Below are 15106 nucleotides of genomic sequence, written 5' to 3'. Positions count from 1 at the left end.
ATGATTGAAGATAAGTTTTATCTGCTCTAAAGTTAATTCCCCTGGACCTAAATCTAAAACTTTTCCCTGCTGTAAACTCTTTTCTTCAAACTTATCAAAGTTATAATCTATTTTTATAAGGTTTGAATCGACAATATCTTTTAAGATTTTTATCTGAACATCCTGTTCTAAAATTTCATCCATAGCTGGGTAAAGAATATACTCCTACCTGAATATCAGTGAATTGATATCAAAAAAGATCCTATTTTTGCCTCATAATAGATGTCATACCTCTTCATCTGAAATAACATCAAAATAATTTTCCATAAATAACCATCAATGATAATTTACTATTCAAACTCCCGCCAGCATATCAAAGTTGTTTAAAATATAATCAGCAATGTGCAAATCATCCTTCGTTGTTATTTTTAAATTATACCACTCAGACTCCACAAACCCCACTTCATAACCAAAATATTCAAGTGCCATCGCCTCATCCGTAATATGAACTCCACGGGATACAATTTCGATCATACATTTTAAAAGAATCTTTCTATTAAAAATCTGTGGTGTATGTACAAGGATAAGTCTCTTTCTATCAATGGTTTGTTCAATCTTATCTTCATTAATCAGCTTAGCGGTATCTTTTATTCTTACACCACATACCACCCCAGGATAATCCAGATAATTTTCCAGACATCTATCCAGTATGATTTTTGACAAAAAGGGTCTTGCGGCATCATGAATCAATACGTAATCCTCTGAAGCCCTCAAAAGTGCATTGTATACAGTATCCTGCCTTTCTCTGCCAGAAGGGGAAAGGATGTAATTTTTAATTCCAACCTCCTCCACTATCTCTTCTATCCTTAAAAAATCCTCTTCGGCTGCCCCAATGATCAATTCCAGAGAGTCCACATTCTTCAATCTAAGCAATGTATAATAGAGAATCGGCTTTCCACCCAATTGATAAAACTGTTTCTTTTCCTCAGAAGAAAATCTGCTACCCACTCCACCCGCAGGAACTATTATGCTAATACTACTCATACTTGCTTCAACTTAACGAAAATTATTCTACCAGACTCACTTTGCAAAATAGAGCTGACAACGACATCCACAGTTTTACCTATATATGGCCTTCCATTCTCCACAACCACAAGGGTGCCGTCATCAAGATATCCAACTCCCTGTCCAGTCTCTTTACCCTCCTTTTGAATGGTAATTTTAATCTCATCCTGAGGGAATAAAGTTTGTCTCAATGCCAATGCAAGCTGGTTTATATTCATACAGACAACGCCATGTATTTCAGCTACTTTCACAAGATTATAATCTGTAGTAACAAGTTTCCCTTTTAAATTTTTGGTACATGCAATCAATTTTTCATCCACCGTTTTGTATTCAGCATATTCATCGTTTATAACTTCAACGTCATTTATCTTCTGTTCCTGAATCTTTTTTAGTATATCAAGCCCCCGTTTACCTTTTTGTCTTCTAAAATGATCATGGGAATCTGCTATATTCTGGAGCTCTTTTAGAACAAAAGATGGTATTATAATTTTTGACTCTATAAAATTTGCCATAATGATGTCATAAATACGTCCATCAATTATAGATGAAGTATCAAGAATTTTTGGAACTTCAATAATCTTCGTTTTACCCCCTCTATCTTTTTTTGACCATTTTTGAAAAAGATAGTCGATTAATGTATGATTTCTATAACCTATAAATATTCCTATATAACCCATAATGAAGTTAAAGCCAAGCTTTATGGGATCGGAAAGGAAAAATGTTTCAAAAGCTTTTGTAAGTAAAAACGATATCAGCAAAAATATAAGACCACCAATAAAGCCACCAATTATTTTGGTACTTTTAAGATCTGATATCAATATTTCGGTAATATTAATCAATAAAATAACCCCCAGACCATAAACAACCGCATAATTCATATCGATACCAAGTTGATTTCTTAAAAAAATAAAAGCCGTAAGAATCACAATAGAATAAATCAATCTAAATTTCCACATCATTACCCCTTTTCATTATCTAAATTTCCACCTTCAATACCTCTTTGTTTGATTATAATAATATTTCTCATTAATTCAACAACATTTCATTAAATCTAAATTCTTAAAAGCAGATTCCTGACAATCTCTATAATTATAAGCACCACAAAGGCGGAAAGATCCAGAAAGCCTAATGGTGGAATTATTCTTCTAAATGGTGCAAGTATAGGCTCAGTAAGAGAATACACAATCTGCACAAATGGATTTCTCGGATCAGGACTAACCCATGATAGCAAAGCTCTAATAATAATAAGCCAGAAAAGGTAAGAAAGTAATGAATCGATTATGCTAACACCGCCTGAAAGAAATTTAAATAGAGCACCTGTTAAAAAAAGATCCCCTCTGTAAATAAAGTTTAAAATGGCATTCAAACCTACTATTAAGACACCATAAATAAATATCAAAAGGATAATCGCCGGGAAAACTATCCTATTATCCTGAATCTTTATAAATCTTCTCGTAAATTTTATCCATGGCAGGCCGATTCTATAAAAATATATGGAGTAATATGTTTGAATCCCTTTACCTGAGCCTAATATAATGGATATAATAAGAAATACGATAATAAAATTTAAATTATCCTGTATAGTATCGAGAAAAACAATGGAAAGAGAAGTAAAATTCCCCATCAAATTCACTAAAAATTGCAAAAAAATGATACAAATTATCATAAAAGGGATATATTTATCGGTGGTTGCCTTACTTTTCCCCTTAAAAAGATTGGTAAAAATCGGCTCCGTCAAGGAAGCCACAAGTTTACCAAAAGGGTTAAAATAGAGCTCCTGTGATGTAAATATAGACCTGAAAATCAAGACAATTATGTAAAATTTTAGAATAAGATTTATAAAATACATACCACCTCCCTAAACCCTCTCTCCAAAGATTGCTGAACCGATTCTTACCATGTTAGCCCCCTCTTCAATTGCGATCTCAAAATCATCGCTCATACCCATAGATAAAATATCAAATTCTTTGAATTCCTTATACTTTTTCTTCGTTTCATCAAACAGGACTTTCATCCTTCTAAAATTACCTCTGTTCATCTCGGGGTCATCATAAAATGGGGGAATAAACATAAGACCTCTGACTCTTAGATTGGGAAAACTCTTCATTTTTTCCATCATTTCATCAAACTCCTCTATTTTTATACCATACTTCTGGGGCTCATTCACAAGGTTGACCTGGATAAGAATATCCTGTACCCTATTGATTGAATAAAAATAGTCGTTCATCTTTTTGGCCAAATGCACACTATCAACAGAGTGAACAAGACTGAAATAATCTTTCAGCATCCTGATCTTGTTGGTTTGGAGATGACCTATCATATGAAATTTGATATCCGGGAATGCTTTTAAATGTTCAATCTTACCGGCAGCTTCCTGTAAACGACTCTCTCCGAAAATCCTCAAACCAGAGTTATATGCATCAATTATTTTTTCAATAGGAAATGTTTTACTCACCGCCACGAGCGTAATATCATCCAATCTTCTACCTGATCTCACAGCTGCCCTATCTATCTTTTCAGTAATGTATCTTATTCTATCACCGATCATATTCTACCCAATAGAGAAAGCATTCTACCTGTATAACCTTTATCCCTTCTATAAGAGTATAAATAATCTTTACAAAAACTGCAATAATTTAAACTCTCAATATTAAAAATACTTAGATTTTTTAGTTTTTCAATTATAATTTCTTTTAAATCCAACAGATATCTGCCATCTTTTATACAATAAAAATTCAATCTTGATATCCGGGAAAATTTTTCCACTAATTCTTCCCCTACTTCATAACATTGGCCGCATATCCCCGGCCCCACATAAGCGATTTTGACTTTATCTCCATATTTGCAAAAAAGTTCTGTTGCATTCTCAATTATCCCCAAAAAAATCCCTCTCCAGCCACAATGCAGATTCGCTACGTAGCTTTCCCCAATAAGTTGAACTGTCCAACAGTCCGCCGTCTGAATGCCGGTAACTACCCCATTTAAAGAAGTGAAAATACCATCCCCCTCTTCTATTGCAAAATCATACCTATCAAGTACTATTACTTTTGCGGAATGTATCTGTTTTAATATCTTTATATTAGTAAAACCAAAAATAGATCTTAATAGTTCATAATTTTTATCCACATTTTCATCCGGAGTGTAGTATCCAAGATTAAATGAATTGTAATAACCAGAGCTGTAGCCGGAGAACCTTGTGGTAAATGCCTGAAAAATCCCCGGAACTACCATATCAGGTTTTATAATCATCAACTTCTTATAAGCTGTAAGCACCTTTCATACTCCACTTTTATATTCTCCAGAGGGAAAATTGGCTCAACAAGATCTTCCCATGGATATTTAACATCACTGACATAAATATATGAATAATCGAAATATTTCAAAACCTTCTTCAGGTTAAAATCGTTATTGATGTAAAACATATAAAGTTCATATATATTCTTCTGAGCTTTTGCAAGGATCGATTGGATAACTGCATCTTTATAGGGCATAATGTCGCATTTTAAATTTGGAATCTTTTTAAGCTCCGACAGAATCTTAAACTTCGCATTATACTCATCCTCCCTTACCAAAGGAAAATATTGCATTGGTGTAAAAGGTTTAGGATTAAAAACATTGACGGACACCTTTATCTTACCCAATCTGTTATGGCTATCCCTCTGCACAGTTCTGAATATCTCACCAATATTTTTTATCCTTTCCACCATAGCTACTACATCATCTATCCCTTCTCCGGGCAAACAAAAGATGTAGTACAACTTTAGATTTTCTATACCTGTTTCCGCCACTTTTTCCACCACATTGTAAATTTGCTGTTCGGTTATATTTTTTTTAATAAGCTTTTTCAATTTTTCGGATACCACCTCTTCCGCAATGGTAATCGATCTTACCCCTAAAAGTTTTAATTTTTCCAACATCTCTTTTTTCAGAGAATCTATCCTCAGAGAGGAAACTGAGATTTTTAAATTTTTTTGAATCATCCAGTTAAGCAGATCATCAAGCCCGTCTATATCACCAAAAGCAGCACTGATTATACCTATATTATCGGAAAAACTTTTATTCTCAACAATCTCTTTAATTTTATCTATATCTACTTTTCTGTATGGCCTTAAATTGTAACCTGTAGTGCAAAATCTGCAACTGAATCTACATCCTCTGGAAGCCTCCACTAAAAATAGATCGCTGAAATCACCTTTATAACTTTTAATTGAGGAAAATATCGGTTCACAGGAATAATCTATGGCCGGTTTGGCCAATCTATCCTGGCCAGAATAGATGGAGAAATTAAACTGCTTCAAATCACCTATAAATCTATTTTTATCCTGATAATCTGTAAAAATCGATTTGGTGGATTCATAAATAGGTCTGAAATCTCCACAAAGTATGATATCCACAATATCTATAAGTATCTGTGGGTTTATAACGGTAAGGGCACCGCCGGCGATTAGAGGTGGATAATCAGAACCTCTGTCTCTTCTTAATATAGGGATCTTCTGGGAATGCAGAAATTTTACTAAATTTAAAACATCCTCTTCAAAATTTATACTAACAGCAATTATATCAAATTCCCTTAAAAATCTCTGATTTTCTATTGAAAGGTTATCTTCATAGAAATCGAGAACAAACCTTTCACAGGCAATCCCATCTGTTTCGTTGAAAAGCTTATAGACAAATTGAAAACCCAAATTTTGGGAAGCTATTTCGTAAACATTTGGGTAAATCAGTGCAATCTTCACCCTACCAGTTGGTTTCTTGACCCCCTCTCTTCTGGCTATATCCCTGTAGTATTCAATTACTTTCCATTTTTCCATCATTTCGTTCCACTATTACACCCCACTGGGTAAGATGTTTCTTGATAAAATCGATAACCATCTGATGCTCCTCATCACCCTTACCTTTTATCTCTATTGGTTCACCTATTACAAATCTCATATCCCTATCAGTATGGATCTTCCCCAGATCTTTTATAAATTTACCATTTGACCATGCATCAGTCTTGAGGGCAATAGGGATTATCGGTACCCCAGCCTTTTTAGCAAGTTTAACACCCATTGAATTAAACTGTTTTTCATAAAAACTTGTTGTTCTTGTTGTCTGTGGAAATACGATAACAGACATACCCTCATTTAGATGTTTTACACCTTTCTCCATAACTATTTTGAAATCCTCTCTGGGATTATCCCTCGTAACAACGATGGGATCTCTAGCATTCAATATATCTTTGAAAAAAGGAACCCTAATCAAACTTTCCTTTAACACATACGTCACAGGCTTAAATGGTACTATTATGGAAGGCAACAGAAATGTCTCTGCTGTACTCATGTGATTTGCCACAAAAACAGCAGGTTTATCAGTTTTTTGAATATTATCAACACCATCAATTCTTACTTTTATTCCTACCTTTTCAATTATATCAAGTGCTCTAAAACTGCTCACCATCCATTGGTGCAGATCATACTTTCCGGCTCTTGCCAACTTTGAACCGTGAAGTATCAACGTTAATATTCTGTAATAGAAATATACTGAAGGGAAGATTCTAGCAAATAATGATATTTTAACATCATCAGGAGTAATGTAATTTCCTTTAATGTACTTATATTCAAGCTTGAAATTCTCCATAATTATCTCCAAAAAATATTTTATTATATAAAATCTATCTTTTCTGTTTAAAATACCTTTTATTCTCAATATTTTCAAAATTACCAGAAGCATCGAGTAGTTCCAAAAGAGGTATCAATATCTTTCGGGGAGCCGTAATAATCTTTTTTACATTTGTGATATCCAGATATCCTTCCCTCTTGCATAACTTTACCGCATCCACAAAAAATTTTTTTAAGATCTCCACAGGAACATAGTTCCCATCTCTATCTATTCTTTTTATTAATTCCTTATTTACAAGCATTTTGAAACAATTGTTGACTGTATTTTTATCAATTCCCAACTGTTCAGATACTATAGATGGATTACTCAGACTTAAGTTTGACTCCATATTTTTCAATATCTTTATACATACATTTTTAAAATTATCATCAAGATCCTGCCTTAATTCTCCATTAACAAAAGTATACCCCATTTGTTTTGCTAAATTTATAATCTCATCAGATATAAATCGTCTTAAAATATCATTTTCAAGAGCTATAAGCTTATCTAATTTTAAAGATTTTTCCTTCTGGAGCCTTTCTAAATATTCATTTATGATTTTATCTATATACTCTTTCAAATAAATATATCGTTCAATAATCAAATACTCCTCAGGCAGATCGGTCAAATGCAGTAAAAATTTCTGATAAAGATCATCCTGATGTAATGAAATGTTTTTCTGCAGATAATCAAATACCCCCTTTTTTACCCCGTAGATGGATAGTGATGTCAAATAATCGATCAAATTAGATTTAGGCCATTTAATTTCGCCGACAAAAAGAATCTTTACCCCCGCAACGGTAACTTTTGGATTGGGTAGTCTTATAAGAATTTTCATTTCCGGTAGAAATGGATACCCATCTTTAAAGGTCATCCTCACATATCTCTCATTTATAAAATAGATCCTTCCTGTTCTGACAGCTGTACCAATTAAAAAGGTATATTCACCTCCATGCTTTAGTTTTATATCAAAACCTGTATCAAAATGGGTAATTTCCCCATATACGGCATTAAAATTTTGTAATACTCCCCCTTTTGTAATAATATCCCCTCTATCCACCTCATCTTTACCTATATTTTGCAAATTTATGGCGGCTCTGCAACCTGCTTTCACCTCATCCACATTTTGGTTGTGTACCGAAAGCCCTTTTACCTTTGTTTCTATACCTGATGGTAGAATTCTAACGGTATCCCCCTGTGAAAGCTCCCCGGATAACACAGATCCTGTAACTATTGTACCAAAACCCATCAGAGTAAAAACCCTATCAATATTAAGTAAAAATAAGTCCCACACAACTTTTCTTTCGTACCCCAGGGCATAATCCATCAATGTTTTAACCAGATTATCTTTAGCCGTTTTGTCAAATATACTCCATTTGATAAATGCTAATCTCTTAAACCGAAATTGTGAAAAATAATTTTCAATCTTCTTAATGCTATCATACAGATTATCACCGGCTTTATCTATCTTTGTTAGAACGACCACAACGTTGTCAACCCCCAGATACCTAACGATATTCATATGCTCAATCGTTTGGGGCATTACCCCTTCATTTACGTCAACTGCGCATATACATATATCAAACCCAATAGCACCTGCCACCATATTTTTCAGATAATCCTCATGCCCCGGAACATCCACAAAAGAAAAAGAGATATCCCCCTTTTCAAGGAATGCAAATCCAAGATCTATTGTTATCCCCCTTTTTTGCTCTTCAATAAGTCTATCAGGATCTATTCCTGTGATTATTTTGATGATGGAAGACTTACCATGATCTATATGCCCTGCTGTTCCTACTATTATATTCTTCTTTTTCATAATTATATCTATCTTATTTCCCCCAAAGCATATGCTATAGATTCAGACAGATAACCTATCTCATCGTCAAAAACCGTCAACATATCAAAAACAAGAGCACCTTTTTCCGCTCTACAAATGATAGGTATCGGTCTATTTCTTAAAATCCTGGAAACCTTCTCGCAATATTCATTTAGCACAATCCCCAATGCAATTGAATCTATCCCCTCTTCCGGGCATGCACCACCACCGATAAACCCTTTTGATCTAAAAACCATTATCTCAATATCATGAATACCCTTATTCAAAAGATTTTCCCGTAGAGATTGAGCTTTCTTTTCAAGATCATTTATATCTGAATTGAAAATTTTATATAATTTAATCTTTGTAACATCAAGGAGATAATAAAGTAACGTTTTTTGTAAAATCGAAAGCGTAATCTTATCCACCCTCAACATCCTCAGCAAATGATTTTTCTTTATCATCTCTATCAATCTCTTTTTACCGACAATCACCCCACACTGTGGCCCCCCCAACAGTTTATCACCACTGAAGCTCACCATATCCACACCACTTTTTACAGCATTGATGATAGTATCTTCCCCACAAACATTCATCTTATCCAAGATCACACCACTTCCAGCATCATAATATGATATTAATGAATACTTTTTAGCTAAATGGGCGATATCTTCAAGGGAAACACTTTCAGTAAAACCTATTATTTTATAATTACTTGTATGTGATTTCATAATCACAGATGAATTTTCGGTTATATTTGACTCATAGTCTTTAATTTTGGTTCTATTCGTAGTTCCTACTTCCCTCAGGATTGATCCACTTTCCTTCATAACCTCCGGCAATCTAAAACTACCACCTATCTCTATCAATTCACCCCTTGAAACCAACACCTCTTTACCTTTACCAAAGGTATTGAGTATTATAAATACAGCAGCAGCATTGTTGTTTACCACCACAGCATCTTCGGCACCCGTAAGTAGTTTCAAATATTCCACAGAATGAAAATATCTATCCCCCCTTTCACCTGAATCCAAATCAAATTCAAGATTACTGTACCTGCAGACGATATCTTTCACCGACATAAAAATCTCTTCGGAAATTGGTGACCTCCCAAGATTCGTATGCACCACCACTCCAGTTGCATTTATAACCCTTTTCAGGCTACCATTTGAAAAATCACCATAACTTCTCTTTAGATCTTCAACAATTGAATCTATTGAGAAATCCAAAGCACCATTCCTCTTTAATCTATCTCTTAATTCATCCAATAGTCTATTAAGAATATACTTTAAAATATCTTTATTGTAGCTACTTTCAAAAAATTTCAATATTTCATCAACTTTTGGTATCTTTTTCAAAAGTTCATTGACATTACTCATCTTTCACCCTATTATCTTTTAAAAAGAGATAGCATAATTTTCCGGGAGTGTAAATGACTTTGATAGACCAATACGATCTAAAAACCTTTGAAGATATCTCTTCACTTGCGGAACCATCAATGAAAGAATTTAAAACCACCGATTATATAGAAACATTTTTGAAAAAATATGGCATAACCACCTACAAAAGACTATCCACTGGCCTTTTTGGTGATATAGATCAAAAATCAAACAAAACGATCGCCATAAGGGCAGACATCGATGCCTTACCCTGTGGTGATGGATCATGTAAACATCTCTGTGGACACAATCTACACTCAACGGCACTGCTTACTGTTTTGAGACAGATTTCAGAGGGGAAGATCAAACCTAAACAGAATCTTAGATTTATCTTTCAACCGGCAGAAGAGATCATCTCCGGTGCCAAAATGGTTATAAAACATGGTGGGATGAGAGGTGTAGATGAGATATATGCCCTGCACGTGGATCCAGATACTGAATTTGGAATAGCTGGAATAAAGAATGGTGCTGTAATGGCGGGATCAACCCATTTTAAAATATCAATCAGCGGTAAAGGGACACATGCCGCATATCCCCACAAGGGGAATGACATAGTGGTTGCCATATCAAGTTTTATCATGAATTCTCAGACCATTGTGTCAAGAAAGATAAATCCGATCATTCCATCCGTCCTCTCTTTTGGAAAGGTGAGTTGTGGAACGGCTGCGAATATTCTTCCAGATAAGGCAGAGATATTAGGTACCTTCAGATACATTTGCGATGATACAAAAAAAATTATAGCAGATGAGCTTGAAAAAAACCTATCTTCCATGAAGTGTAACTTTGATGTCGATTACAATTTAGAGATTTCAGATGGTACTTTTCCGGTTGTTAATGATAGAAATTTAATAGATAAAACTATACAAATTTTCCAAAAGTCTAGTATAGATTTCACAACAGATACAAACCTATCTATGGGGGGGGAAGATTTCTGTTTTTACGGTAAAATAGCCCCTTCACTATTTATAAGGCTGGGAATAAAGAAGGATGGTGTATATCCTCTCCACAATCCAAACTTTTTTATCCCGGAAGGTACCCTTGAAAAAGCTGTAAATATATGGAAGGTTATACTAGAAAATGAATAGGGAAGACCTGATCTACACTTATCTATCAGTTTTGAGCATAAAAGGGGTATCCCATACCTCTATTTTTAATATTTACAGACATTTTGGGACTCTGGCAAACATCTTTAAGGTGGATTTAAAATATCTTATGGAGTCAGGATTAACCCAATCACAGGTGGAAATGATCTCTAAAAAACAGATAGACCTTAATTTCGTTGAAAAAGAGATATCCCTTATAAAAAAATATAGAATAGGAATCACCCTTCTGGAGGATGAAGATTACCCGGATCTACTAAAGCAAATAAACGACCCACCTGCCCTAATTTACACCTTAGGTGATAAAACAGTCTTAAAAAAACCTTCAATAGGGATAGTTGGTTCCAGAAGGGCATCAAATAAGGGTAAAGAGTTTGCCAGAAGACTTGCATCAGATCTCGCTGAAGTTGGTTTTAATGTCGTTAGCGGATTTGCCACAGGTATCGATATATACGCCCACATAGGGGCACTCGAAAAGGGGTCAACAGTTGCGGTTTTTGGCAATGGCCTTCTAAACGTTTATCCCGCCCACCATAAAAAATTTTTACCCGAGCTTTATAAAAATGGATGCATACTATCCGAACTTCCACTGATGGAAATGCCCAATGCACATAATTTTCCAAAAAGGAATAGGATAATAACGGGGTTATCATTGGGGGTGGTGGTTGTGGAAGCAGCCAAAAAGAGTGGATCGTTGATAACTGCTCAGTTGGCAGTTGAATACGGTAGAGATATATTTGCAGTACCAGCATGGCCCACCGATACCAACAGCGGTACAAATACCCTTCTGAAAGAGGGTGCAAAGTTGGTGGAATCTTATTTAGATGTAATTGAAGAGTATAGTCATATTTTAAATATATCGAAATTTATTGACAAAAAAGATAATAATACTATTATAGCCAAAGATGGCGATTACTCAAAAATTATTGACATTTTGATGACAGGTCCAGCTACTGTTGATGAGATCTGTTTGAAAGCCGGGAAATCTGCTTCAGATATATTAGCTATTATAACAAATATGGAACTTGAAGATATAATTTATATGGATAGCAATGGAAAGTACAGTTTAAATAGGAGGATTAATGGATAAGATATTTATAGCAATTAATATTATCATAGACTATATCGATAACACCAAAAAATTAGATGAGACTGAGCTTACAAATCAACTCATCGATATAGGTTTTGGGGATCATGAAATAAGACAGGCTATGTCGATCTTTGAAATTCAAAACTTTTCTGGCAACCCCATATATAGAACTTTTACAAAAAAAGAGATCTCCAAACTTTCAAACGAAACCATGCTCTTTATTCAAAAACTATATCTATACGGTATTCTAGAAGCTGAATTAATTGAAGAAAGCATAGAAAAGGCCATTGAATCCTCTCAACAAAAGGTATCTATTGAAAATTACAAAAACGCACTTTTATTCACTCTTATGGAGGCAAGAAATCTTTATTTCGAGCAGTTTGAAACGGAAGAGGACTTTTCTTAGAAAAGGGGTAATATGTCTAAAAATTTAGTCATAGTTGAATCACCATCAAAAGCAAAAACTATTGAGAAATACTTAGGTAAAGATTTTAAAGTTACTGCTTCAATGGGACATATAAAGGATCTTCCGGAAAAAGATCTCGGAATCGATATAGAAAATAACTTCAAACCCCAATATGAAATACTCTCTGGCAAGAAAAAGATAATCAAAGAGATAAAAAAATTGGCAGAGGACGCCAAAAAAGTATATCTTGCCCCTGACCCCGACAGGGAAGGTGAAGCGATAGCCTGGCACATAGCTGAGGAGATAAAAGATAAAAACAAGAATATCTATCGTGTATCATTTAACGAAATTACCGAAAAAGGGATTGCGGAGGGGATTAAAAACCCCACCGAAATCAACATCAAAAGGGTAAATGCCCAACAATCAAGAAGAATACTCGATAGACTGGTGGGATATCAGATAAGCCCCCTTTTATGGAAACCTATAAAATATGGTCTTTCCGCCGGAAGGGTTCAAACTGTGGCATTAAGACTCATCGTGGAAAGGGAAGAAGAAATAGAGAAATTCGTCCCAAAAGAATACTGGACTATTCACGGAATATTTAACGTATCCGAAAGTGAAATAAAAGGTAAACTTGAAAAGATTGATGGTAAAAGAGCTGAAATCCCTGATGAGAAGAAAGTAAAAGAGATTTTAGAAGATCTTGATAACAAAACTGGTAAAGTCTCAAATTTAGAAAAAAAAGAAGGTAAGCAATCCCCATACCCCCCTTTTATTACCTCCACACTTCAGCAGGAGGCTATTAAAAAGCTTGGCTTTACTGCAAAAAAAACGATGATGATAGCCCAGCAGCTTTATGAAGGTGTTGAATTGGGATCAGAGGGACCTACAGGTTTAATTACCTACATGAGGACAGATTCCACAAGGATATCCGACATCGCCAAAAAAGATGCAAGAGACTTCATACAGAAAAATTACGGCAAAGAGTACCTTGGTAGCACAAGTAGATTCACGAAAAGCAAAAATAACAACATTCAGGATGCCCACGAAGCCATAAGACCCACATCCGTTAACCGAACACCGGAGGATGTGAAAAAATTCCTCACACCCGATCAATACAAACTTTATAAGCTCATATGGGAAAGATTTTTGGCATCCCAGATGGCTGATGCCATCTTTGAAAAAACTGTTATCGATATTGAAGTAAGCAAGTATCTATTCAGAGCAATGGGTAAAGTTTTAATATTCCCCGGTTTTATGAAACTTTACACTGAAACGGTTGAAGATGCTGAGGATGAAGAGCAACAGATCCTGCCATCTGTAAACATAAATGATACAGCCATCCCAAATAGATACGAAACAAAGCAGAACTTCACAACACCACCCCCCCGCTACACAGAGGCAAGTCTGGTGAGAGCCTTAGAGCAAAAAGGGATTGGAAGACCAAGCACTTATGCAAATATAATCTCAACAATTCTGGAAAGAGGATACGTGGATCTTAAAGAAAAAAGATTTTACCCAACAGAGCTGGGTAGATTTGTGGTGAAGCTGCTCATTGACAACTTTGATAAGATCTTTGAGGTAGGATTTACGGCAGAGATGGAGAAAAAGCTCGATGAGATTGAAGAGGGGAAGCTAGACTGGCTTGAACTTTTAAACGACTTTTACAGATCTTTTAAAAATGAGCTGGAAAAAGCAGACAAGCAATTCATCACAAACCTAAAGACGGATATATTATGCCCCCAGTGTAAAAAAGGGTACTTGAATATAAAGTTTGGCAAAAATGGTTTCTTTTTAGCCTGCGAACACTATCCTGAATGCAATTTCACCTCCAATTTCAAAAGGGATGAACATGGAAAAATTGTTTTGATAGAAAACAAAGCTGGGTTCGAAGAAACTGATATCATTTGCGATAAATGTGGCACCAGAATGGTAATAAAAAGATCCAGATTTGGAGAGCTCCTCACCTGCCCCAAATATCCGGAATGCAAAAATATAAAAAATTTTTTAAGAGATAAAGATGGTAAGATTATACTCATCGGCAATGGATATATATTAGATGAAAAATGTCCCGAATGTGGGGGAGAATTACAACTAAAAAAAGGGAAAAATGGTCTATTCATAGGTTGTAAGAATTACCCAAAATGCACCTTTACTTCAAATTACATGATAAACGAAGAGGGGAAAATCGTTATAAAACCAAAACCAACTGTCCAAGAATTCCAATGTGAAAAATGTGGGGGACGGATGGTTTTGAAAAGATCCAGGAAAGGGATCTTTTATGCCTGCTCAAACTACCCTGAATGCAAAAATACAATATCAGCTGTAAAAAACGAAGATGGCAGTATATCCCCCAAAAAATAATACCGTAACAATCATAGGTGGAGGGCTGGCGGGTTCTGAAGCCGCTTTTCAACTGGCGGAAAAGGGGTTTAATGTAGTTTTATATGAGATGAGACCTCACAAACTTACCGAAGCCCACCAGACAGGTCTGATGGCGGAACTTTTGTGTTCCAACTCTCTGAAATCGATCGATATTACAAACTCAAATGGGTTGCTGAAAAAAGA

15 protein-coding genes are annotated in these 15106 nt (G+C 35.0%); 5 read left to right on the top strand and 10 right to left on the bottom strand.

Annotated features, from left to right (window positions below; genetic code table 11):
• The 10 genes from ACP5Q2_RS05590 to selA all read right to left on the bottom strand — a co-directional run.
• Positions 1 to 183: hypothetical protein (locus tag ACP5Q2_RS05590; RefSeq protein ID WP_428098049.1), on the bottom strand; the 183-nt coding region annotated here is incomplete at its 3' end.
• Positions 184 to 333: 150 nt separating this feature from the next.
• Positions 334 to 1023 (bottom strand): 2-C-methyl-D-erythritol 4-phosphate cytidylyltransferase, encoded by a 690-nt coding sequence (gene ispD, locus ACP5Q2_RS05585; protein ID WP_424605716.1) that lies wholly within the window; start codon positions 1021 to 1023, stop codon positions 334 to 336.
• On the bottom strand, positions 1020 to 2000 hold the full coding sequence (locus tag ACP5Q2_RS05580) for a PIN/TRAM domain-containing protein (RefSeq protein ID WP_424605717.1): 981 nt from the start codon (positions 1998 to 2000) through the stop codon (positions 1020 to 1022). The genes ispD and ACP5Q2_RS05580 overlap by 4 nt, the downstream gene beginning before the upstream one ends.
• Before the next feature lie 95 nt (positions 2001 to 2095).
• Positions 2096 to 2893 (bottom strand): YggT family protein, encoded by a 798-nt coding sequence (locus ACP5Q2_RS05575; protein WP_428098046.1) that lies wholly within the window; start codon positions 2891 to 2893, stop codon positions 2096 to 2098.
• A gap of 9 nt (positions 2894 to 2902) precedes the next feature.
• Positions 2903 to 3592, bottom strand: a complete 690-nt coding sequence (locus ACP5Q2_RS05570) for a YggS family pyridoxal phosphate-dependent enzyme (protein WP_428098044.1) — start codon at positions 3590 to 3592, stop codon at positions 2903 to 2905.
• Complete coding sequence (locus ACP5Q2_RS05565) at positions 3589 to 4317, bottom strand: polyphenol oxidase family protein (RefSeq protein WP_424605720.1); 729 nt, start codon at positions 4315 to 4317, stop codon at positions 3589 to 3591. The genes ACP5Q2_RS05570 and ACP5Q2_RS05565 overlap by 4 nt, the downstream gene beginning before the upstream one ends.
• Positions 4293 to 5858: a radical SAM protein gene (locus ACP5Q2_RS05560; protein ID WP_428098041.1), complete on the bottom strand. Its 1566-nt coding sequence runs from the start codon at positions 5856 to 5858 to the stop codon at positions 4293 to 4295. Before ACP5Q2_RS05560 ends, ACP5Q2_RS05565 begins: the two co-directional genes overlap by 25 nt.
• Positions 5833 to 6663, bottom strand: coding sequence for a lysophospholipid acyltransferase family protein (locus tag ACP5Q2_RS05555; protein WP_428098038.1), 831 nt, complete (start codon positions 6661 to 6663; stop codon positions 5833 to 5835). Before ACP5Q2_RS05555 ends, ACP5Q2_RS05560 begins: the two co-directional genes overlap by 26 nt.
• A gap of 34 nt (positions 6664 to 6697) precedes the next feature.
• Positions 6698 to 8503: a selenocysteine-specific translation elongation factor gene (gene selB / locus ACP5Q2_RS05550; protein WP_424605723.1), complete on the bottom strand. Its 1806-nt coding sequence runs from the start codon at positions 8501 to 8503 to the stop codon at positions 6698 to 6700.
• 8 nt (positions 8504 to 8511) lie between these two features.
• Positions 8512 to 9882, bottom strand: a complete 1371-nt coding sequence (gene selA, locus ACP5Q2_RS05545; protein ID WP_428098036.1) for an L-seryl-tRNA(Sec) selenium transferase — start codon at positions 9880 to 9882, stop codon at positions 8512 to 8514.
• A gap of 53 nt (positions 9883 to 9935) precedes the next feature.
• Here selA and ACP5Q2_RS05540 point away from each other — a divergent pair, with 53 nt between their 5' ends.
• The 5 genes from ACP5Q2_RS05540 to ACP5Q2_RS05520 all read left to right on the top strand — a co-directional run.
• Positions 9936 to 11027: a M20 metallopeptidase family protein gene (locus ACP5Q2_RS05540; RefSeq protein WP_424605725.1), complete on the top strand. Its 1092-nt coding sequence runs from the start codon at positions 9936 to 9938 to the stop codon at positions 11025 to 11027.
• Positions 11020 to 12132, top strand: coding sequence for a DNA-processing protein DprA (gene dprA, locus ACP5Q2_RS05535; RefSeq protein ID WP_424605726.1), 1113 nt, complete (start codon positions 11020 to 11022; stop codon positions 12130 to 12132). The genes ACP5Q2_RS05540 and dprA overlap by 8 nt, the downstream gene beginning before the upstream one ends.
• Positions 12125 to 12538, top strand: a complete 414-nt coding sequence (locus ACP5Q2_RS05530; RefSeq protein ID WP_428098033.1) for a DUF494 family protein — start codon at positions 12125 to 12127, stop codon at positions 12536 to 12538. The genes dprA and ACP5Q2_RS05530 overlap by 8 nt, the downstream gene beginning before the upstream one ends.
• 12 nt (positions 12539 to 12550) lie before the next feature.
• Positions 12551 to 14902, top strand: coding sequence for a type I DNA topoisomerase (gene topA, locus ACP5Q2_RS05525; RefSeq protein WP_428098031.1), 2352 nt, complete (start codon positions 12551 to 12553; stop codon positions 14900 to 14902).
• Positions 14877 to 15106 (top strand): FAD-dependent oxidoreductase (locus ACP5Q2_RS05520; protein WP_428098028.1); only part of this gene is annotated, 230 nt, incomplete at its 3' end. The genes topA and ACP5Q2_RS05520, both read left to right, overlap by 26 nt.

Origin of the sequence: Calditerrivibrio sp. (genome assembly GCF_049968475.1) — a bacterium.
Lineage (GTDB): Bacteria > Chrysiogenota > Deferribacteres > Deferribacterales > Calditerrivibrionaceae > Calditerrivibrio > Calditerrivibrio nitroreducens_A.
Note: the sequence above shows the minus strand (reverse complement) of the source record. Positions and strands in the feature narration are given on the sequence as shown.

Excerpts from the sequence above, each read along its gene's own strand:
- ACP5Q2_RS05540 (WP_424605725.1), top strand. The coding sequence starts at position 9,936 with ATGACTTTGATAGACCAATACGATCTAAAAACCTTTGAAGATATCTCT.
- ACP5Q2_RS05530 (WP_428098033.1), top strand. The coding sequence starts at position 12,125 with ATGGATAAGATATTTATAGCAATTAATATTATCATAGACTATATCGAT.
- selA (WP_428098036.1), bottom strand. The coding sequence starts at position 9,882 with ATGAGTAATGTCAATGAACTTTTGAAAAAGATACCAAAAGTTGATGAA.
- selB (WP_424605723.1), bottom strand. The coding sequence starts at position 8,503 with ATGAAAAAGAAGAATATAATAGTAGGAACAGCAGGGCATATAGATCAT.
- ACP5Q2_RS05555 (WP_428098038.1), bottom strand. The coding sequence starts at position 6,663 with ATGGAGAATTTCAAGCTTGAATATAAGTACATTAAAGGAAATTACATT.
- ACP5Q2_RS05575 (WP_428098046.1), bottom strand. The coding sequence starts at position 2,893 with ATGTATTTTATAAATCTTATTCTAAAATTTTACATAATTGTCTTGATT.
- ispD (WP_424605716.1), bottom strand. The coding sequence starts at position 1,023 with ATGAGTAGTATTAGCATAATAGTTCCTGCGGGTGGAGTGGGTAGCAGA.
- dprA (WP_424605726.1), top strand. The coding sequence starts at position 11,020 with ATGAATAGGGAAGACCTGATCTACACTTATCTATCAGTTTTGAGCATA.
- ACP5Q2_RS05570 (WP_428098044.1), bottom strand. The coding sequence starts at position 3,592 with ATGATCGGTGATAGAATAAGATACATTACTGAAAAGATAGATAGGGCA.
- topA (WP_428098031.1), top strand. The coding sequence starts at position 12,551 with ATGTCTAAAAATTTAGTCATAGTTGAATCACCATCAAAAGCAAAAACT.
- ACP5Q2_RS05560 (WP_428098041.1), bottom strand. The coding sequence starts at position 5,858 with ATGATGGAAAAATGGAAAGTAATTGAATACTACAGGGATATAGCCAGA.
- ACP5Q2_RS05580 (WP_424605717.1), bottom strand. The coding sequence starts at position 2,000 with ATGTGGAAATTTAGATTGATTTATTCTATTGTGATTCTTACGGCTTTT.